Raw genomic sequence first — 21,394 nt, 5'->3', positions numbered from 1 at the left:
GCGAAATTGATGAGCAGCCTTAGCAATCTTCGCCGTTTCTCGCTAACGTCGAGCCTGTGACGACTAACTCAGGAACCAGTGCCGCATCAACCAAAATGCTCCAGCGCCGCATCACCGAGGGTCTGCGGTTCGGGCGTTTTCCCATCACCGCCGTGCAGCCCGTCGTCGAGGGCGGCAGGTTTCCGGCCAAGGCAGTGCCGGGGGAGGGCATCGTTGTCGGTGCCACCGCCTTCCGCGAAGGCCATGACCAGCTCGGCGTCAGCGCCGTGCTCCTGGACCCAGCCGGAGCCGAGCGCCAGCGCGTCCGGCTCGCGCCGCCCCGCGGGGAACGAGGCATGGGCACGGACCGCTGGGAAGGCATCCTCACGCCGTCGGAAACCGGCAACTGGTCCTTTGTCATCGAAGCCTGGCATGACCGCTACGGAACCTGGCATCACAATGCCGAGGTGAAGATCGATGCGGGCATCGACGTCGAACTCATGCTCGCCGAAGGTGCCAAGCTGCTGGCCGACGCAGCGCAGGAGGACTTCCGCAGCGAAGCGGACCGGGAAACGCTCCGCCACGCCGCCGACGTCCTGGCCGACCAGTCCCGCGGCACGGAAGAACGGCTCGCAGCCGGTTTCAGCCGCGAGGTTGCCGGCATCGTTGACCGCGAGCCCATCCGTGAGCTCGTCACTGTCTCCGAAGAGTTCCCCCTGCTGGTGGAGCGGGACCGCGCCGGCCGCGGCGCCTGGTACGAGTTCTTCCCCCGGTCCGAAGGCGCCGTCAAGGACCACACCACCGGCGCCTGGACCTCCGGCAACTTCCGCACCGCCGCCAAGCGGCTCGACGCCGTGGCCGCCATGGGATTCGACGTCCTCTACATGCCGCCCATCCACCCCATTGGCGTGCAGCACCGCAAGGGACCCAACAACACGCTGGTGGCGGGCCCCAACGACCCCGGTTCGCCCTGGGCCATCGGTGCCAAGGAGGGTGGCCACGACGCCATCCATCCCGACCTCGGGTCCTTCGACGATTTCGACGCCTTCGTGGCGCGGGCCAACGAACTTGGCCTCGAGGTTGCCCTGGACCTCGCCCTCCAGGCGGCACCGGACCACCCCTGGGTGCAGTCCCACCCCGAGTGGTTCACCACGCGGGTGGACGGCAGTATTGCGTATGCGGAAAATCCACCCAAGAAGTACCAGGACATTTATCCGCTCAATTTCGATAATGACCCTGAAGGGCTTTCCCGCGAAATTCTCCGGATTGTGCTGCTCTGGGTCAGCCACGGGGTAAAGATATTCCGCGTCGATAACCCGCACACCAAACCGGTGTGGTTCTGGGAATGGCTTATTGCGGAAGTCAATAAAGAAGTTCCCGGCGTCGTCTTCCTGGCCGAAGCCTTCACCCGGCCGGCCATGATGCACGCACTGGGCAGGGCCGGCTTCCAGCAGTCCTACACCTACTTCACCTGGCGCAACACCAAGAAGGAGATCGAGGCCTACTTCAACGAAGTCAGCCACGAGTCCCCGGCATTCTTCCGACCCAACTTCTTTGTGAACACGCCGGATATCCTCACCGAGTACCTGCAGTACGGCGGCCCCGCCGCGTTCCGGGTCAGGGCCGTCCTTGCCTCCACGGGCAGCCCGCTGTGGGGCGTCTACGCCGGCTACGAACTGTACGAGCACGTGGCCCGGCCGGGCGCCGAGGAGTACATCGACAACGAGAAGTTCGAATACAAGCACCGCGACTGGGACGCCGCCTCTGAATCCGGCCGCACCCTGGCTCCCTACATCACCCGGCTGAACCACATCCGCCGGGACCACCCCGCGCTGCTGGACCTGCAGAACCTCACGGTCCACCAGAGCACGGACGAGTCCACAGTGGTGTACTCCAAGCACAAGACGCTTCCCGACGGGTCCAAGGACACCCTCATCGTGGTGGTCAACGTGGACCCGCACGTCACTAAGGAATGCAGCGTGGCCCTGGACCTGGCGGCCCTGGAACTGGATCCGCAGGACCTCACGCCGGGCGGCGGCTTCTACGTGGATGATCTGATCTCCGGCCAAAGCTGGGAGTGGGGCGAGTACAACTACGTGCGCCTTGACCCGCACGTGGAGCCGGCCCACATCCTGAGCGTGAGGAGAATGCATTCGTGAATTTCAATCCGCAAAGTTCCGGCCATTTCACTCCCAAGAACACATTCGAGCTCAATGCACCCGGCCTCCAGCATGATCCGCTGTGGTACCGGAAGGCCGTGTTCTACGAGGTGCTGGTCAGGGCCTTCGCGGATGCCAACGGCGATGGGTCCGGAGATTTCTCCGGGCTCATCGACCGGCTGGATTACCTTCAGTGGCTGGGCGTGGACTGCCTTTGGCTGCCGCCGTTCTTCCAGTCGCCCCTGCGGGATGGTGGCTACGACATCTCGGACTACAACTCGGTCCTGGATGAGTTCGGCACCATCAGCGACTTCAAGCGACTGGTGGCCGAAGCCCACGCCCGTGGCGTGCGGGTCATCATCGACCTGCCGCTGAACCACACCTCCGACCAGCACCCCTGGTTCCAGGAATCCCGGAAGGATCCGGATGGGCCCTTCGGTGACTTCTACGTCTGGAGCGACACCGACGAGAAATACCAGGACGCCCGCATCATCTTCGTGGACACGGAGGAATCGAACTGGACCTTCGATCCCATCCGCCGCCAGTTCTTCTGGCACCGGTTCTTCAGCCACCAGCCTGACCTGAACTTCGAAAACCCCAAGGTCATCGACGCGCTCTTCGACGTCGTCCGGTTTTGGCTGGACCAGGGCATCGACGGGTTCCGGGCTGATGCCATTCCCTACCTCTACGAGGAGGAAGGCACCAACTGCGAGAACCTCCCGGCCACCCACGAGTTCCTCCGCCAACTGCGCGCCATGGTGGACGAAAGCTATCCAGGCCGGGTCATCATCGCCGAAGCCAACCAGCCGCCCAACGAGGTGGTGGAGTACTTCGGCACCGAAGATGAACCCGAATGCCACATGGCGTTCCACTTCCCGATCATGCCGCGCCTGTACTACGCGCTCCGGGACCAGAAGGCCGCACCCATCATCGAGACCATGCGCGACACCCCGGATATCCCGGAGGGTGCGCAGTGGGGCACGTTCCTGCGCAACCATGACGAACTGACCCTCGAAATGGTCACGGCCGATGAACGCGCAGCCATGCTCGGCTGGTACGCGCCGGACCCGCGCATGCGTGCGAACATCGGCATCCGGCGCCGCCTGGCCCCGCTGCTGGACAACTCCCGGGCGGAGATCGAGTTGATCAACGCCCTGCTCCTCTCGCTACCGGGCAGCCCGTTCCTGTATTACGGGGACGAGATCGGCATGGGAGACAACATCTGGCTTGAAGACCGCGACGCGGTCCGCACCCCCATGCAGTGGAACCCGGACCGGAACGCGGGCTTCTCGAACGCCGACCCCGGCAAGCTTTACCTGCCGCCCATCCAGTCGCTGGTGTACAACTACAGCATGGCCAACGTGGAAGCCGAGGCTGCCCATTCGGGTTCGCTGCTGCGCTGGACCCGGCAGATCCTCAGCGTCCGCAAGAACCACCCAGCGTTCGGCCTGGGCGGATTCAAGCATGTTGAAGCAGACCACGACGCCGTGCTGGCGTACCTCCGCGAGCTTCCGGACAACAACCCTGCCGGTGCCGCCGGCGAAAGCGTCCTCTGCGCCTTCAACCTCTCCCAGCACCCCGTCGCTGCCAGGCTGCGCGTCCCCGACTACGCCGGGCGCGGCCTGCGTGACGTTTTCGGCGGCCAGCCGTTCCCCGGCATCAATGACGACGGGAGCCTGACCCTGACACTGGGAAGCCACGACTTCTTCTGGCTCCGCGTCAGGTCCGCGGCGTCCAACCCGTCCTCGCCCTACACCCAGGCCATGCCCATCCTGTCGATAGAGAACTGAGATGAACCAGCCAATCCTCACTCCCGCCCTGACCGCGCTGCTCAAGGAATGGCTGCCCCGGCAGCGGTGGTTCCCCGTCAAGTCTCCCGACTTCCAAATGTCCCAGGCAGGCAGCCTGGGCCTGGAAGATCCCACCGGCCACGCCGCGCTGGCAGTCTTCCTGCTGAACGTCACCACGGAGGCGCCCGACGGCGGCACGCGGACTGCGGTGGTCCAGGTACCCCTCAGCTTCCGCCCGGCACCTGCGGGCGGCATGGAGCGCGCGCTCGTCGGGGAAGCCGCGGGAACAGATCCGTCCCGCCCCTGGGTTTACGACGCAGTGCACGACCCCGAATTCGTGGGCGCCTGGCTGGAACTGATCCGGCAGGAGGAAAAGGCACCGAACGGAAGCGCCAGGGGGTACCGCGTAGAGGGCCCCTACCGCCTGCCCACAGCCAAGGGCGTGGTGAAGGTCCTGAGCGGTGAGCAGTCGAACAGTTCCGTCATTGTTGACGACGGCGAATCGGCGGCGATGGTGAAGTTCTTCCGCGTGCTTTCGGACGGCACAAACCCCGAAATCGAAGTCGGGGCAGCGCTGACCAACGCCGGCACTGCTGAAGTTCCGGCCACCCTCGGCTGGGTCCGCGGCGAGTGGCTGGCCAAACCCGGCAACGGCCAGGGCACCAAGCCTGTCCAGGGCGAATTGGCGGTGGCCCACGAGTTCCTTGTCGGCGGCCGCGACGCTTGGCGGTTGGCCGTCGATGCGGCCCGCTCGGGAACCGACTTCACCTCCGAGGCAAGAGCCCTGGGTGCGGCCACCGCCACCGTTCACCGCCGGCTCGCGGAAACGCTGGGGCAATCGGCCGGGACGGAAACTGGACCGTCAGTGGGGCAGGCTGTTGCCCAGCGGGTCCGCAGCGCATGGGCGGAAGCCCGTTCCGCCGTCGGCCCCTATGACCAGGCGCTGGACGCCCTGCTGGAAGGCCTCGATGCCGCACCCGACAGCCCCCTCCAGCGCATCCACGGCGACCTCCACCTCGGCCAGATCCTCCAGGTCACCGGGCAAACGGGCGACCAGTCCCGCTGGGCCATCCTCGATTTCGAGGGTGAACCGCTGCGGCCCATCGCCGAGCGGAACGTGCCGGACGTGCCCCTGCGCGACGTCGTGGGCATGCTGCGGTCGTTCGACTATGCGGCCGGGGCGGCCCAGCGCGAGCAGGAGGGCGCCCAGGTTCCGGATTCCTGGGTGGACGACTGCGCCGACGCCTTCCTCGAGGGTTATTCGGGGGTCATCCCGGGTACGGTTGACCGGACCTCGCCCCTGTTTGTGGCATTGTGGCTGGACAAGGCGCTGTACGAAGTTGTTTATGAAATGCGTAACAGGCCCGACTGGCTGGCGATCCCAGTGAACGCCGCCAGGCGGCTTTTGAGCGGCAACGGCACCGGCGATCAGGCCGGTGCAGCATCGGAAGGTAACGAAATGACAGGCTCAGCACGAACTGACCGCCCGGGGGTGCCGCTGCACGTGGATGAAGGCACCCTGGGCCGGATCGCAAACGGCGAACACCATGCCCCCCATTCAGTCCTGGGCGCGCACCTCGATGACTACGGTCATGTCACCATCCGCACCGTGAAGCACCTCGCTGACGCGGTCGCCGTCGTCACCGCCGGCGGCGAGGTTCCCATGCAGCACGAAGCGCACGGGGTGTGGGTGGCAGTGCTTGAACCGCCGCAGCAGGGCCATGTTCCCGACTACCGGCTTTCCGTCACCTACCCCGGGAAGGACCCGGTCACGGTGGACGAGCCGTACCGCTACCTGCCGACGGTGGGTGAGGTGGACCTGCACCTGATCGGCGAGGGCCGGCACGAGAAACTCTGGGAAGTCCTGGGCGCCCACGTGCAGCACTACAAGTCTTCGATGGGGGACGTTGATGGTGTCTCGTTCGCTGTCTGGGCGCCGAACGCGCAGGCAGTCCGGGTCAAGGGCGACTTCAACGCCTGGGACGGACGCGAACACTCGATGCGCTCGCTGGGGTCGTCCGGGGTCTGGGAAGTCTTCCTCCCTGGGGTTACGGCAGGGGCATGCTACAAATTCGAAATCCTGACCCGGGGCGGGTACTGGGTGGAGAAGGCCGACCCCTTGGCATTCAACACCGAGGTGCCGCCGCTGACGGCGTCCCGCGTGGTGGAACGCTCCTACGCGTTCAAGGACGACGAATGGATGGCGGCCCGGGCCAAGCGTGACCCGCACAACTCCGCGATGAGCGTCTACGAGGTGCACCTCGGGTCCTGGCGCCTGGGGCTCGGCTACCGCGAACTCGCCAAGGAACTGGTGGAGTACGTGAAGTGGCTTGGCTTCACCCACGTGGAATTCATGCCCGTGGCCGAGCACCCGTTCGGCGGCTCCTGGGGTTACCAGGTCACGTCGTACTACGCCCCGACCTCCAGGTTCGGCCACCCGGATGAGTTCCGCTACCTGGTGGACACCCTCCACCAGGCCGGGATCGGCGTCCTGCTGGACTGGGTGCCCGCGCACTTCCCCAAGGACTCGTGGGCTCTGGCGAAGTTCGACGGCGAGGCCCTCTACGAGCACTCCGACCCGGCCCTCGGCGAGCACCCCGACTGGGGCACGCTGATCTTCGACTTCGGACGTACCGAGGTGCGGAACTTCCTGGTGGCGAACGCGCTCTACTGGCTGGACGAGTTCCACATCGATGGCCTGCGCGTGGACGCCGTGGCGTCCATGCTTTACCTCGACTACTCGCGCCAGGAAGGCCAGTGGCGGCCCAACCGCTTCGGCGGCCGGGAGAACCTTGAGGCCATCTCCTTCCTCCAGGAAGTCAACGCGACGGTCTACAAGACGCACCCGGGTGCCGTCATGATCGCGGAGGAATCCACCGCATTCCCCGGGGTCACTGCCCCCACCAGCCACGGCGGACTGGGCTTCGGCCTGAAATGGAACATGGGCTGGATGCACGATTCCCTCAAGTACGCCTCCGAGGACCCGGTCAACCGTAAGTGGCACCACGGCACGGTCACGTTCTCGCTGGTGTACGCGTTCACGGAGAACTTCCTGCTGCCCATCAGCCACGATGAAGTAGTCCACGGCAAGGGTTCCATGCTGCGCAAGATGCCGGGCGACCGCTGGCAGCAGCTGGCCAACCTCCGCGCCTTCCTCGCCTACCAGTGGGCCCACCCCGGCAAGCAGCTCATCTTCATGGGCACCGAATTCGGCCAGGAAGCGGAGTGGTCCGAGCAGCACGGCCTGGACTGGTGGCTCGCGGACATCCCCGCGCACAAGGGCCTGCAGCTGCTGACCAAGGACCTGAACGAGCTGTACAAGGCGACGCCGGCCCTGTACACCCAGGACAATGTTCCGGCCGGGTTCCAATGGATCAACGGGGGAGACGCGGACAGGAATGTCCTGTCGTTCATCCGCTGGGGTGCCGACGGCGACCCGATCGTCTGCGCCATCAACTTCTCGGGTGCTCCGCACGTGGGTTACACCCTGGGAGTTCCGGTTTCCGGTGTCTGGACGGAGGTCCTCAACACGGACCACGCCACCTACGGCGGGTCCGGCGTCCTCAACACTGGCGAGCTGAAGGCCACTGATGAAGGGCAGGACGGGCAGCCGGCAACGCTGACCGTTACGCTTCCCCCGCTGGGAGCTTCGTTCTTCAAGCCCGGAGCTTCGGCCGGAAGCTGACGGCGGGCCGGACACCTCCGTCTTCAGGACAGTAGAAAGCCTGGGATCCCCCGTGATTCCGGGCTTTTTGCTGTCCTGAAGACGACCGGGGGAGGAGTCCCCGAGCCTGGATTGGCCATCCCGGAAGAGTGGTGGTAGAGTTTATTTCCGCGCTGATCCACGAAGTCAGACGGAAAACCGGAACCCCAAGCATCTCGCTGAGGAAGTTCGCGGTGGCCGGTTTGACAAGAGTGAAGTCAGCGGGTAAGTTTGGAAAGTTGCTCCGGAGCGATCCTGAATGTTTGGTTTGGGTGGTGCCGGGTGTGTCTGTTGTTTGAGAACTCAATAGTGTGCCATGTTTGTTGATACCGATTTTTTATGAATTGGTTGAATTTGCTGTGCCGCCACCCCGTGGTTGGCATGGTTTTTTAGCTGGTTTCAAATTTTGTGCAGCCTTTTCTGGTGTTATTTCCACTGGTTTTGGTTGTGTCTGTTTGTTTTCAACGGAGAGTTTGATCCTGGCTCAGGATGAACGCTGGCGGCGTGCTTAACACATGCAAGTCGAACGATGATGCCCACTTGTGGGTGGATTAGTGGCGAACGGGTGAGTAACACGTGAGTAACCTGCCCTTGACTCTGGGATAAGCCTGGGAAACTGGGTCTAATACCGGATATGACCTTCCATCGCATGGTGGTTGGTGGAAAGCTTTTGTGGTTTTGGATGGACTCGCGGCCTATCAGCTTGTTGGTGGGGTAATGGCCTACCAAGGCGACGACGGGTAGCCGGCCTGAGAGGGTGACCGGCCACACTGGGACTGAGACACGGCCCAGACTCCTACGGGAGGCAGCAGTGGGGAATATTGCACAATGGGCGCAAGCCTGATGCAGCGACGCCGCGTGAGGGATGACGGCCTTCGGGTTGTAAACCTCTTTCAGTAGGGAAGAAGCGAAAGTGACGGTACCTGCAGAAGAAGCGCCGGCTAACTACGTGCCAGCAGCCGCGGTAATACGTAGGGCGCAAGCGTTATCCGGAATTATTGGGCGTAAAGAGCTCGTAGGCGGTTTGTCGCGTCTGCCGTGAAAGTCCGGGGCTCAACTCCGGATCTGCGGTGGGTACGGGCAGACTAGAGTGATGTAGGGGAGACTGGAATTCCTGGTGTAGCGGTGAAATGCGCAGATATCAGGAGGAACACCGATGGCGAAGGCAGGTCTCTGGGCATTAACTGACGCTGAGGAGCGAAAGCATGGGGAGCGAACAGGATTAGATACCCTGGTAGTCCATGCCGTAAACGTTGGGCACTAGGTGTGGGGGACATTCCACGTTTTCCGCGCCGTAGCTAACGCATTAAGTGCCCCGCCTGGGGAGTACGGCCGCAAGGCTAAAACTCAAAGGAATTGACGGGGGCCCGCACAAGCGGCGGAGCATGCGGATTAATTCGATGCAACGCGAAGAACCTTACCAAGGCTTGACATGGACCGGACCGCCGCAGAAATGTGGTTTCCCCTTTGGGGCCGGTTTACAGGTGGTGCATGGTTGTCGTCAGCTCGTGTCGTGAGATGTTGGGTTAAGTCCCGCAACGAGCGCAACCCTCGTTCTATGTTGCCAGCGGTTCGGCCGGGGACTCATAGGAGACTGCCGGGGTCAACTCGGAGGAAGGTGGGGACGACGTCAAATCATCATGCCCCTTATGTCTTGGGCTTCACGCATGCTACAATGGCCGGTACAAAGGGTTGCGATACTGTGAGGTGGAGCTAATCCCAAAAAGCCGGTCTCAGTTCGGATTGGGGTCTGCAACTCGACCCCATGAAGTCGGAGTCGCTAGTAATCGCAGATCAGCAACGCTGCGGTGAATACGTTCCCGGGCCTTGTACACACCGCCCGTCAAGTCACGAAAGTTGGTAACACCCGAAGCCGGTGGCCTAACCCCTTGTGGGAGGGAGCTGTCGAAGGTGGGACTGGCGATTGGGACTAAGTCGTAACAAGGTAGCCGTACCGGAAGGTGCGGCTGGATCACCTCCTTTCTAAGGAGCACCTACAGCAACCATTCATCGTGTATGCGGTGGTGTGGTGTTGTCAGGAAGCAAGCCCGTTGCGCAGGCGTCTGTTCTGCGGCGGGTGCTCATGGGTGGAATATCAACGAATTTGCCGGGCACTGGGTGTCTTGTTCTTCTCTAGTACGAACCATTTGTGTGGTTCTGGAACGGTGGGGCGGGTTTCCTGGTGGTTGGTTATGGCACACTGTTGGGTCCTGAGGCAACAGGACCATGTGGTGGCTCTCCTGGTGGGGGTTGTTGTGTGGGACTTTGTTTCTGGTTTCCCTGCCGCGACGCTTTCACGCATGTTTGATCCCTTTTGGGGGGTTTGTGTGTGGGGTGTGTGGTGTGGGGTTGTTGTTTGAGAACTACATAGTGGACGCGAGCATCTTGTATAAGAAGCAATTTCCAAGATTATGAACCTGGATCTGGTTCGTGTGCCTTTTGGGTGCGCGGGACAGTTTCTGTGGTTCTCTCGAGTGTTTTTTGTTTTTGATCTTTGTGGTCAAGTTTTTAAGAGCACACGGTGGATGCCTTGGCATTAGGAGCCGATGAAGGACGTAGGAATCTGCGATAAGCCTGGGGGAGTCGATAACCGGACTGTGATCCCAGGGTGTCCGAATGGGGAAACCCCGCCAAGCGCGCGAGTGACTTGGTGACCCGTACCTGAACACATAGGGTGCGTGGGGGGAACGCGGGGAAGTGAAACATCTCAGTACCCGCAGGAAGAGAAAACAATAGTGATTCCGTTAGTAGTGGCGAGCGAACGCGGATCAGGCTAAACCGTTCCATGTGTGATAGCCGGCGGGCGTTGCATGGTCGGGGTTGTGGGACTTTCCATACCAGTTCTGCCGGGCTGGTGGGGTGTGATGTGCGCGCATAGGTGAACGGTTTTGAAAGGCCGGCCAGAGAGGGTGTTAGTCCCGTAACCGTAATGCGTTTGTGCCGCCTGTGAGAGTATCCCAAGTAGTACGGGGCCCGAGAAATCCCGTGCGAATCTGTCAGGACCACCTGATAAGCCTAAATACTCCCTAATGACCGATAGCGGACCAGTACCGTGAGGGAAAGGTGAAAAGTACCCCGGGAGGGGAGTGAAACAGTACCTGAAACCGTGTGCTTACAATCCGTCGGAGCAGCCTTGTAGCTGTGACGGCGTGCCTTTTGAAGAATGAGCCTGCGAGTTAGTGTTACGTCGCGAGGTTAACCCGTGTGGGGCAGCCGTAGCGAAAGCGAGTCTGAATAGGGCGTGTGAGTGGCGTGATCTAGACCCGAAGCGAAGTGATCTACCCATGGCCAGGTTGAAGCGACGGTAAGACGTCGTGGAGGACCGAACCCACTTCAGTTGAAAATGGAGGGGATGAGCTGTGGGTAGGGGTGAAAGGCCAATCAAACTTCGTGATAGCTGGTTCTCCCCGAAATGCATTTAGGTGCAGCGTTGCGTGTTTCTTATCGGAGGTAGAGCTACTGGATGGCTAATGGGCCCTACAAGGTTACTGACGTCAGCCAAACTCCGAATGCCGGTAAGTGAGAGCGCAGCAGTGAGACTGTGGGGGATAAGCTTCATAGTCGAGAGGGAAACAGCCCAGACCACCAACTAAGGCCCCTAAGCGTGTGCTAAGTGGGAAAGGATGTGGAGTTGCCCAGACAACCAGGAGGTTGGCTTAGAAGCAGCCACCCTTAAAAGAGTGCGTAATAGCTCACTGGTCAAGTGATTCCGCGCCGACAATGTAGCGGGGCTCAAGTACACCGCCGAAGTTGTGGCATTCACACATATCTCTAAGCCTTTGTGGTTCAGGAGTGTGGATGGGTAGGGGAGCGTCGTGTGGGCGGTGAAGTCGCGGTGTAAACCAGCGGTGGAGCCTACACGAGTGAGAATGCAGGCATGAGTAGCGAAAGACGGGTGAGAAACCCGTCCGCCGAATGATCAAGGGTTCCAGGGTCAAGCTAATCTGCCCTGGGTAAGTCGGGACCTAAGGCGAGGCCGACAGGCGTAGTCGATGGACAACGGGTTGATATTCCCGTACCGGCGAAAAACCGCCCATGCTGAGCGGGGGATACTAACTGCCCGAAACCTGCCCGACACCCCTTGTGGGTGAAGGGTTTTGGTGGAGCGCAGGACCTGATCCCGGGAGGCAAGCGTATTAACAGGTGTGACGCAGGAAGGTAGCCGAGCCGGGCGATGGTTGTCCCGGTCTAAGGATGTAGGGCGAACGGTAGGCAAATCCGCTGTTCATGATGCCTGAGATCTGATGGGACCCCCGTATGGGGGGATTTGGTGATCCTATGCTGCCGAGAAAAGCATCGACGCGAGGTTTTAGCCGCCCGTACCCCAAACCGACACAGGTGATCAGGTAGAGAATACCAAGGCGATCGAGAGAATTATGGTTAAGGAACTCGGCAAAATGCCCCCGTAACTTCGGGAGAAGGGGGGCCCCAACCTTGAACGGACTGCGCGTCCGGGAGGGGATCGGGGCCGCAGAGACCAGGGGGAAGCGACTGTTTACTAAAAACACAGGTCCGTGCGAAGTCGCAAGACGATGTATACGGACTGACTCCTGCCCGGTGCTGGAAGGTTAAGAGGACCGGTTAGCCTCACGGCGAAGCTGAGAATTTAAGCCCCAGTAAACGGCGGTGGTAACTATAACCATCCTAAGGTAGCGAAATTCCTTGTCGGGTAAGTTCCGACCTGCACGAATGGAGTAACGACTTCCCCGCTGTCTCAACCATAAACTCGGCGAAATTGCAGTACGAGTAAAGATGCTCGTTACGCGCAGCAGGACGGAAAGACCCCGAGACCTTTACTATAGTTTGGTATTGGTGTTCGGAGTGGCTTGTGTAGGATAGGTGGGAGACGTTGAAGCCCGGACGCCAGTTCGGGTGGAGTCATCGTTGAAATACCACTCTGGTCACTTTGGACATCTAACTTCGGCCCGTAATCCGGGTCAGGGACAGTGCCTGATGGGTAGTTTAACTGGGGCGGTTGCCTCCTAAAAAGTAACGGAGGCGCCCAAAGGTTCCCTCAGCCTGGTTGGCAATCAGGTGTCGAGTGTAAGTGCACAAGGGAGCTTGACTGTGAGAGAGACATCTCGAGCAGGGACGAAAGTCGGGACTAGTGATCCGGCGGTACATTGTGGAATGGCCGTCGCTCAACGGATAAAAGGTACCTCGGGGATAACAGGCTGATCTTGCCCAAGAGTCCATATCGACGGCATGGTTTGGCACCTCGATGTCGGCTCGTCGCATCCTGGGGCTGGAGTAGGTCCCAAGGGTTGGGCTGTTCGCCCATTAAAGCGGTACGCGAGCTGGGTTTAGAACGTCGTGAGACAGTTCGGTCCCTATCCGCTGCGCGCGCAGGAAATTTGAGAAGGGCTGTCCTTAGTACGAGAGGACCGGGACGGACGAACCTCTGGTGTGTCAGTTGTACTGCCAAGTGCACCGCTGATTAGCTACGTTCGGATGGGATAACCGCTGAAAGCATCTAAGCGGGAAGCTCGCTTCAAGATGAGATTTCCATACACATTTATGTGTGAGAGGCCCCCAGCCAGACCACTGGGTTGATAGGCCGGATGTGGAAGCGAGGACTAACGACTCGTGAAGCTGACCGGTACTAATAGGCCAACAACTTACACCACACAGAAACACATTCTGCTTGCGTCCACTATGTGGTTCCCAACCAACAACCCCCGTTGCTGGTGGAACCAATTAACTGAATAACAACACCACCATGCTGTCCCAGGACAGCAAGTCGTAACCACACAAGATTTCCCAACCCCAGCCACGGCTGACGGTCCGGGTAACAGGGTTACGGCGGTCATAGCGTGGGGGAAACGCCCGGTCCCATTCCGAACCCGGAAGCTAAGACCCACAGCGCCGATGGTACTGCACCCGGGAGGGTGTGGGAGAGTAGGACACCGCCGGACACACACCAATGGTCGAGGCCCCAACCACACGGTTGGGGCCTCCCACATTTAAAACACCACCCACCAAAAAGCCGAACACCACTTCCCGACACCCCCGCTGGCAGACGGCCTGATAACGCGTCCGCGGGGGAGCGGCAGGACGTGATGCCGCGTCGGAGGGCCAGGTAGGTGGACTAACATTGAGCATCATGGACAGCCTCTTCAGCCATGCACAGGAACCGGCGGCGAACGGAACTGACGGTGCCGCCGATCTCGAGCCATTGGTGAACTCGGTTGTGGTCCCCGGGGGAGTGGCACATGCTTTCGCCGGCTTCACCGACCATACGCATCTTTGGTGGCCGCTTGAGGACCACGGCGTGTACGGTGCCAGCTCCTACGTGGAGTTTGAGGAGAACCTCATCCTGGAGACCGCCGACGACGGCAGGACCAGCATCTGGGGCACGCTGGATGACTGGCAGCCCCCATTTTCCTTCCACGCCACGTGGCACCCCGGTTCAACCGCACTCTATTCCACCGAATTGCTGGTGGTTTTCCATCCTGAGGGCGAAGGCACGGAAGTGCGTATCTTCCACGAGGGCTGGGAAGGCGCGGAAGATCCCCGGGCGGCGCGTGCGCGCTACGCCGCGGCCTGGCCCGATATCCTGGCCCGGTATGCCCGCTTCATGGGCGCTTAGGCCTGCTGGCCGGCCGGCGGCACGGCCGTACTGCTGCGGATGATGAAGTCCGTGGGGAATTCCTGGTCGCTTCCCCCGGAAGCCGCCGTCCCGCCGTCGCCCGCCTCCCGCACGCGTGCCGGCCCGACGTTGTCCAGCAGGGCCAGCGCCGTGGCCGCGGCAAGCTTCCCCTGGCCGTGCGGGTCCTGGTCGATGGTGGTCAGGCCGAACGTCTCACCCAGCTCATGTCCGTCCATGCCCACAACGGACAGCTCCTCCGGTACCCGGAGTCCATAGTCGCGGGCGGCCAGTATCGTGCCGACCGCCATCTCGTCGGAGGCGGCAAATATGGCAGTGGGCCGCTCCGCGGCGGTTCCGAGCAGCTGCCTCGCCGCCGCGTATGCGCCGTGGATCGTGAAGTCTGCGGGCACCAGCCAGCCAGGATGCACGGGCAGGCCGGCCCCCTCCATGGCGGCCAGGAAACCGCGCTGCCGGATCCCGGGGAGCTTGAAGTCGCGGTTCAGTTCCTTGTTTCCCGTCAGGTGCGCTATCCGGGTGTGGCCCAAGCGGATCAGGTGATTGGTCAGCTGCGACGCAAGACCGGCATCGTCGATCCTGATGCTCGCAGCACCCGGCAGCGTCCCGCCGATTCCCACGATCGGCCGGTGGACCGCCAGGAGCTGCTGGATTTCGTCTTCGCCAAGCACCAGGGCAACCGCAATGACGGCGTCCAGCCGTTTACGCAGCAGGAAGTCGTTCAGGACGCTGTCGCGCCGCTCCGGAAGCTCCCCGACGTTGTAGAGCGTGAGGTCGTAGCCGGCATCCAGCAGGGTCTCTGAGACGCCTTCGAGCACGGAGGAGAAATACCAACGGTGGACGGAGGGGACCACCAGTCCGATGTTGTGGTTGCGGCCCGAGGCCAGGCTGGAGGCGTGGTACGAGGGAACGAATCCCAGTTCACGCGCAGCCTCCTCGGCGCGCTGCCGGCTTTTGGCGGACACGTTCGCCTTGCCGCCCAGCGCCCGTGAAACAGTCGCGACGGACAGTCCGGCCCTGTCCGCAACCTCCTTGATTCCCCCCATGTCAGTCTGTGGGCGCCCCGGATTCAAGGCGGATCCAGGCAGTCTCACCTGAAGCCAGGCACCGTGCATCGTCAGGGGAAGCGCTGCGCAGCAGGACCTGGCCCGCGGGCAGCTCCAAGGGGTCGTGGTTGAGGTTCATGAGGACAAGGGTAGTGCCGTTGACATACGCCAGCGAGGAACTGGTGCACCAGGTCTCGGCCCAGGCCAGGGAACCGCGTCCCAGGTCCAGGGCCCGGCGCTGGCGCAGGATCTCCCGGTACAGGGAAAGATGGGACGACGGCGAGCCCGCCTGCAGGTCACGGGCGAGCTCCGCGAAGGATGCCGGGAACGGCAACCAGGGGCTCTCCCCGGCGCCGAAACCAAGGTGGGGTTCGGCTGCCCGCCAGGGGAGTGGGACACGGCAGCCGTCCCGCCCCAGCCGTTCCCCACCGGTACGGGCGAAGGTGGGGTCCTGGCGGAGGTGCTCCGGGATGTCGGTGCCGTCGGGCAGCCCCAGTTCCTCCCCCTGGTAGAGGTACGCGGCGCCGGGAAGTCCCAGCATGAAAAGCGATGCGGCAGCAGCGCGGTGGCGGCCCAATGTGGTGTCCGGCTGGGGATCGAAGGGGCCGATGCCGTCGCCGTCGCGGGGCCCATGCCCGTCGTAGCCGAACCTGCTGGCGTGCCGGACGACGTCGTGGTTGGAAAGCACCCAGGTGCTTGGCGCTCCCACCGCGTCCAAGGCCATCAGGGAATCCGTCACCACGGTGCGCATCCGGTGGATGTCCAGACCTGCGTGGAGGTACGGGAAGTTGAAGGCCTGGTGCATCTGGTCAGGACGGACCCAGTTTGCCAGCCGCGGCAGCGGATCGACGTTGGCCTCGGCGCACAGGATGCGGTCCGGGCCGTACTCATCAAGGACCTCCCGCCACCTCCGGTAGATGTCGTGCAGCGCCGGCTGCCCGAACATCGGTGCCTCGTGGCCGGGGAAGCCGTCAGTGCTGGAACCGTCGGCCCGGCCGCCCCAGGCAGGCAGGCCGGGAGCCTTGACCAGGGCGTGAGCCACGTCCACCCGGAAGCCGGAAACGCCGCGGTCCAGCCAGAAGCGGAGCACGCGTTCAAACTCCGCGTGCACGGCGGGGTTGTCCCAGTTGAAGTCGGGCTGCGAGGAATCGAAGAGGTGCAGGTACCACTGGTCGGGTTGGCCGTCCGGCCCGGCAACCCGGGTCCAGGCGGGGCCGCCGAAGTGCGACTGCCAGTTATTCGGCGGCTCGTGTCCGCCCTCGCCCGCACCGTCGCGGAAGATGAACATGTCGCGCTCCGGGCTTCCGGCCGGCGCCGCCAGGGCAGCCTGGAAGGCGGCGTGCTGATCTGAGCAATGGTTGGGAACCAGATCGACGATCATCCGCAGGCCCAGCCGGTGGGACTCGGCCATCATGACGTCGAAGTCCCCGAGGGTTCCGAAGATCGGGTCGACGTCGCAGTAGTCGCTGACGTCGTACCCGGCGTCGCGCTGGGGGGAGCGGTAGAAGGGCGACAGCCACACCGCGTCGACGCCGAGCTCTGCAAGTTGGGGCAGTTCTTCGGTGATGCCGGCGAGGTCGCCCACCCCGTCCCCGTTGAGGTCGCGGAAGGATCGCGGGTAGACCTGGTAGATCACCGCGGAGCGCCACCAGCCAGGCGCAGTGTCGGCGGTGTGGATGGGCGTGAGGGGCCCCGTCGCCGGGGAAGTGGCCTCGATCACAGTATCGACTGACATGTCTGCCAGCATAAGCTCCCGCGCTCAAAAATGAAAACGCTTACACGCTCCAAGCGCGGCAGGTTTTGCGTCCTTGAGCGTATTAGCAGGTCAGCCGCTGGAAACGCTTCCAGCCGAGGCCGCGCAACAGAGGACTCCGTCCGTCATAAACTGGGCCAGATCGCGACGACGGGTGGAGGCTCTGTGGGAAGCATTGGTGACGAGCTGGGCAGCATCCTCGGGCCCGGGCGGGTGGACACAACCGAGGCCGCGCTCCGGCGCTACGCAGTGGACCAGGCGCCGGTCATAGATTTCCAGCTGCCGCTTGCCGTCGTCTTTCCCGAATCCGTCCCCGAGGTGCAGGCGGCGGTGAAGGCCTGCGCCGACCTCGGCGTTGCCGTGGTGGCCCGGGGCGCCGGTACCGGAGTGTCAGGCGGCGCCCACGCCACCCGCGACTGCATCATCCTGTCGCTGGAGCGGATGGACCGCATCCTGTCCCTGAACCCCGACGATGAAACCGCGGTAGTGGAACCCGGCGTGGTCAACGCCGTACTCAATGAGGCCGCCGCACAGCATGGCTTGATGTACGCCCCCGATCCCGCCAGCTTCCGCAGCTCCACCATTGGCGGCAATGTTGCCACCAACGCCGGTGGCCTGCGCTGCGCCAAGTACGGCGTCACCCGGGATTCGGTCCTGGCTCTGGATGTCGTCCTGGCTGACGGTTCCCTCATCCATACCGGGCACCAAACCTTCAAGGGAGTCGCCGGCTACGATCTGACGGGCCTCTTCGTGGGTTCGGAAGGGACCCTGGGCATCGTCGTCGGAATCACCGTGCGGCTGAAGTACCTGCCCCGGGAAGTCCACACCATCGCGGCGTTCTACCCCGACTTCCGGCTCGCCGCTGCCGGGGTCCTGGCGGTGGGCAAAGCACGCGTCCAGCCGGCCATCATGGAACTGCTCGACGGCGGCACGCTGGCCCAGCTGGACGGGATCCACGGTTCGGACCTGAGTGCCCGGGGCACCGCCCTGCTCCTGGTCCAGACCGACGGGTTCGGTGCCGCCGCGGAAGCGGACGTGGTGCGCGAGGTTTTGCGGGCAGGCGGAGCAACTGTCACCAGCGAGGCCAACGCGGAGGCGGAGCGGCTGGTGGAACTGCGCCGGCACAGCCGGGGCACCGAGGTGGACGACGAATACCGCGTGGGGGAGGACGTCGCCGTCCCCCGCTCACGCCTGGTGGACTACGTTGCTGCCCTCGAAGCAATGGCCGCGGCCCAGCAGGTGCACCTGAAGGTGGTGGCGCACGCAGGGGACGGCAACCTGCACCCCACCTTTTGGATCGACCGTCTGGGGCCGGACATCGATGCCGCCGCGATGGACCGGCTGCAGGCTGCGCTCGACGAATCCATCACCGCCGCGCTGGAGATGGGCGGCACCATCACGGGCGAGCACGGCGTGGGGCAATACAAGCTGCGGTGGCTGGGCCAGGAGCAGCCCGAACCGGTCCGTGAGCTGCAGCGCAGGATCAAGGACCTGTTTGATCCCGCCGGGATCCTCAATCCCGGAAAGGCGATCTAAGGGTCAGTCGTCGGAGTCGGGATACTCGTCTTCGGATTCATCAGGGCCGTAGCGGGATTCCTCGTTCTCCACCTCGAGGATCTTCAGCAGCTCCGTGTCCGGGTTCAGCATGATGGCGGCCTCATCCCGGCGGTGGCGCAGGATCGAGTCGATGTAGGACTGGACGGCCTCGGCCAGCGGAATGTGCCGCTCCTGCTTTTCCGACATGTACCAGCGGTGTTCCAGGACCTCATGGACCACCTCGGCGTGCTCCAGCTTGCCGGAAAGATCCCTCGGGATGGAGCGGACGATCGGCTCGAAGATCTGGCTCACCCAGAGGTGTGCACTGTATTCCTCATCCATTTCCGGGTTGTTGTCCGCCCGGAAGGAGTCCATGTCGTTAAGCAGCCGGCGGGCCTGGTTCTCCTGGGCGTCCAGGCCCGTGAGCCGCAGCAGCCGCCGCTGGTGGTGCCCGGCGTCCACCACCTTGGGCTGCAGCTGGATGGTGGAACCGTTCTGCGTGGTCTTGATGGCGTATTCCTCGACGTCGAAGCCGAGTTCGTTCAGGCGGCGGATGCGTGCCCCCACCCGCCAGCGTTCGCCGAGCTCGAAGGACTCCTTCTCCGTCAGTTCCGCCCACAGGCGCCGGTAGCTGTCCATGATGAGTTCGCTCGTGGCCACGGGATCCACTTTTTCCTCGATCAGCCCGCCGTCCAGCAGGTCCATGAGCTCACCGGCTATGTTGACGCGGGCGATTTCCAGGTCGTACTCGCGCTGGCCTGTCGAAAGGTCCGGGTACAGTTCGCCGGTTTCGGCGTCCACCAGGTAGGCGGCGAACGCGCCGGCATCGCGGCGGAACAGGGTGTTGGACAGTGACACGTCGCCCCAATAGAAGCCGATCAGGTGCAGCCGCACCATGAGGAGGGCCTGCGCGTCAATGAGGCGGGTGAGGGTGTCCTTGCGCAGCATCTGGGAGAAGAGGGCGCGGTAGGGCATGGAGAATTTAAGGTGCCGGGTCACCAGGACAGGGTTGAGCGGGCGCCCGTCCGGGGTGGTGCGGCCGGTGATGACCGCGACCGGCTCCACACAGGGGACATCCAGCCGCGCGAGCTTGCGGAGCATGTGGTATTCGTGCCGTGCCACGTGCTCGGAGGTTTCCTTGATGGCAATGACTGAGCCGCCCAGGTGGGCGAAGCGCACGATGTGGCGGGAGATGCCCCGCGGCAGCGCTGCGAGGTACTGCGCCGGCCAGTCCTCCAAGGCTATGTGCCAGGGCAGGTCCAGCAGTTCAGGATCCGCCGCGGCGGCCGTGATGTTCAGGGACGAGGAAACTGCGGCCTTGTTGTCGTCCGCGCTGGCGGCGACGAACCGTGGCAGCTTGCCGATCTGCTCGTAGTCGGTGGGCTCATCGTGCCACTGGGCGCTGTATTCCTCGGTCATGGCTCAATTCTTCCGTACTCGGGGCAGGGCGGCTAAATTCTGCGAAGGCGTCGTTAACGGCCGACGGCGGCCCGCACCATTGCATAAGGGTGCGGGCCGCCGTCGGTTGCGTTAGTGCCGGTTGGCGATCAGTCGCCCAGGCGCAGGCCGGTCTTGGTGTCGAACAGGTGCACGTGGCCCGACTGCGGACGGACGTAGATGGCCTCGCCCTTCATCGGAGGACGGCGGCCGTCGACGCGTGCCACGATGTCGTGGTCCTTGCCGTCGAGCGTGGTGTGACCGTAAACGTAGGCGTCAGCACCGAGCTCTTCGACGACGTCGACCTCAACCTTCAGGCCTTCACCGTGCGGAGCGGTTTCGAGGTCTTCGGGGCGGCTGCCGAGCGTGACGGTGGAGCCGTGGGCTTCTTCGAGGACGTCCCGCGGCACAGGGTAAACGGTGCCGCCGAACTGGACGCCGCCGTCGACCACGGGCAGTTCCAGCAGGTTCATGGCCGGCGAGCCTATGAAGCCTGCAACGAAAACGTTCTTCGGGCGGTCGTAGAGGTTGCGCGGGGTGTCGACCTGCTGCAGGAGGCCGTCCTTGAGCACGGCGACGCGGTCACCCATGGTCATTGCCTCAACCTGGTCGTGCGTCACGTAAACGGTGGTGACGCCCAGGCGGCGGGTCAGGGATGCGATCTGGGTGCGGGTCTGGACACGGAGCTTGGCGTCCAGGTTGGACAGCGGCTCATCCATGAGGAAGACCTGGGGGTTACGGACGATGGCGCGGCCCATGGCGACACGCTGGCGCTGGCCGCCGGAGAGTGCCTTCGGCTTGCGGTCCAGGTACTGCTCCAGGTCAAGGAGCTTGGCGGCCTCACGGACGCGCTCGGCGCGCTCTTCCTTGGGCACACCGGCGATCTTGAGGGCGAAGCCCATGTTGTCGGCCACAGTCATGTGCGGGTACAGCGCGTAGTTCTGGAAGACCATCGCAATGTCGCGGTCCTTGGGCGGAACGTCCGTGACGTCACGGTCACCGATCAGGATGCGGCCCGCGTTGACGTCCTCAAGGCCTGCAAGCATGCGCAGGGAGGTGGACTTACCGCAACCGGAGGGTCCAACGAGGACCAGGAATTCGCCATCGGCGATGTCGATGTTGAGCTTATCGACGGCGGGCTTATCTGTGCCCGGGTACAGACGCGTAGCGTTGTCAAAAGTAACTGTAGCCACAGTTATCAATCCCTTCACCGGCAGGTACGTGCCGGACGATCCGTTGTGAATGGTTCATGTTTATTCAGTTGGGTTAAAGCAAGTGCTCCGCGGCCTGGCCGCGGGGCACCGAGTGACGCCGCACGCTTGTTTGTGCGCCACATCACACAACAGAGTATGTCAGACAAAAGTCTTTCCGGCGCAAATGTTACGAA

General features: G+C 63.0%; 9 protein-coding genes and 3 rRNA genes. 8 read left to right on the top strand and 4 right to left on the bottom strand.

Going from position 1 to position 21,394, the window contains the following annotated elements; genetic code table 11:
* Positions 1-95: 95 nt before the first annotated feature.
* The 7 genes from AC2JAJ_RS03930 to AC2JAJ_RS03900 all read left to right on the top strand — a co-directional run bounded on the left by AC2JAJ_RS03930 (position 96) and on the right by AC2JAJ_RS03900 (position 14,220).
* Positions 96-2,138 (top strand): alpha-1,4-glucan--maltose-1-phosphate maltosyltransferase, encoded by a 2,043-nt coding sequence (locus AC2JAJ_RS03930; RefSeq protein ID WP_486416747.1) that lies wholly within the window; start codon positions 96-98, stop codon positions 2,136-2,138.
* Positions 2,135-3,928 (top strand): maltose alpha-D-glucosyltransferase, encoded by a 1,794-nt coding sequence (gene treS / locus AC2JAJ_RS03925; protein ID WP_221385586.1) that lies wholly within the window; start codon positions 2,135-2,137, stop codon positions 3,926-3,928. The genes AC2JAJ_RS03930 and treS overlap by 4 nt, the downstream gene beginning before the upstream one ends.
* Before the next feature lies 1 nt (position 3,929).
* A complete protein-coding gene (locus AC2JAJ_RS03920) occupies positions 3,930-7,613 on the top strand; it encodes a 1,4-alpha-glucan branching enzyme (RefSeq protein WP_486414200.1) in 3,684 nt (1,227 codons plus the stop codon).
* A 479-nt stretch (positions 7,614-8,092) separates the two neighbouring features.
* Positions 8,093-9,614 (top strand): 16S ribosomal RNA (locus AC2JAJ_RS03915).
* A 515-nt stretch (positions 9,615-10,129) separates the two neighbouring features.
* Positions 10,130-13,258: ribosomal RNA gene (locus tag AC2JAJ_RS03910) — 23S ribosomal RNA — on the top strand.
* 171 nt (positions 13,259-13,429) lie between these two features.
* Positions 13,430-13,546: ribosomal RNA gene (rrf, locus tag AC2JAJ_RS03905) — 5S ribosomal RNA — on the top strand.
* The 16S, 23S and 5S rRNA genes sit together here, the layout of an rRNA operon.
* A 188-nt stretch (positions 13,547-13,734) precedes the next feature.
* Positions 13,735-14,220 carry an SRPBCC family protein gene (locus AC2JAJ_RS03900; protein ID WP_486414201.1) on the top strand — a complete coding sequence of 162 codons (486 nt, stop codon included), beginning with the start codon at positions 13,735-13,737 and terminating at the stop codon, positions 14,218-14,220.
* On the opposite strand, the gene AC2JAJ_RS03895 is transcribed toward AC2JAJ_RS03900, so the two are convergent.
* The gene (locus AC2JAJ_RS03895) at positions 14,217-15,281 is read right to left on the bottom strand and encodes a LacI family DNA-binding transcriptional regulator (RefSeq protein WP_486414202.1); all 1,065 of its coding nucleotides are present in this window, start codon (positions 15,279-15,281) and stop codon (positions 14,217-14,219) included. The two genes, AC2JAJ_RS03900 and AC2JAJ_RS03895, sit on opposite strands and share 4 nt — an antisense overlap.
* A 1-nt stretch (position 15,282) precedes the next feature.
* Positions 15,283-17,016: a glycoside hydrolase family 13 protein gene (locus AC2JAJ_RS03890; RefSeq protein WP_486414203.1), complete on the bottom strand. Its 1,734-nt coding sequence runs from the start codon at positions 17,014-17,016 to the stop codon at positions 15,283-15,285.
* Between the two features lie 183 nt (positions 17,017-17,199).
* On the opposite strand from AC2JAJ_RS03890, the gene AC2JAJ_RS03885 reads away from it, so the two are divergent.
* A complete protein-coding gene (locus AC2JAJ_RS03885; RefSeq protein WP_486414204.1) occupies positions 17,200-18,570 on the top strand; it encodes an FAD-binding oxidoreductase in 1,371 nt (456 codons plus the stop codon).
* Between the two features lie 3 nt (positions 18,571-18,573).
* Here the strand turns inward: AC2JAJ_RS03885 and AC2JAJ_RS03880 are convergent, their stop codons facing one another.
* Together AC2JAJ_RS03880 and AC2JAJ_RS03875 are read right to left on the bottom strand one after the other, a co-directional pair.
* Entirely contained in the window at positions 18,574-19,989 is a 1,416-nt protein-coding gene (locus tag AC2JAJ_RS03880; protein WP_221387181.1) for a DUF4032 domain-containing protein, read from the bottom strand.
* 128 nt (positions 19,990-20,117) lie between these two features.
* On the bottom strand, positions 20,118-21,200 hold the full coding sequence (locus AC2JAJ_RS03875) for an ABC transporter ATP-binding protein (protein ID WP_486414205.1): 1,083 nt from the start codon (positions 21,198-21,200) through the stop codon (positions 20,118-20,120).
* Positions 21,201-21,394: the final 194 nt, after the last annotated feature.

This window comes from Arthrobacter sp. MOO21 (assembly GCF_057369995.2).
The sequence above is the reverse complement of the archived record's forward strand: the minus strand, read 5'-3'. Positions and strand labels throughout refer to the sequence as shown.

Excerpts from the sequence above, each read along its gene's own strand:
- AC2JAJ_RS03900 (WP_486414201.1), top strand. The coding sequence starts at position 13,735 with ATGGACAGCCTCTTCAGCCATGCACAGGAACCGGCGGCGAACGGAACT.
- AC2JAJ_RS03930 (WP_486416747.1), top strand. The coding sequence starts at position 96 with ATGCTCCAGCGCCGCATCACCGAGGGTCTGCGGTTCGGGCGTTTTCCC.
- AC2JAJ_RS03895 (WP_486414202.1), bottom strand. The coding sequence starts at position 15,281 with ATGGGGGGAATCAAGGAGGTTGCGGACAGGGCCGGACTGTCCGTCGCG.
- AC2JAJ_RS03890 (WP_486414203.1), bottom strand. The coding sequence starts at position 17,016 with ATGTCAGTCGATACTGTGATCGAGGCCACTTCCCCGGCGACGGGGCCC.
- AC2JAJ_RS03920 (WP_486414200.1), top strand. The coding sequence starts at position 3,930 with ATGAACCAGCCAATCCTCACTCCCGCCCTGACCGCGCTGCTCAAGGAA.
- AC2JAJ_RS03880 (WP_221387181.1), bottom strand. The coding sequence starts at position 19,989 with ATGACCGAGGAATACAGCGCCCAGTGGCACGATGAGCCCACCGACTAC.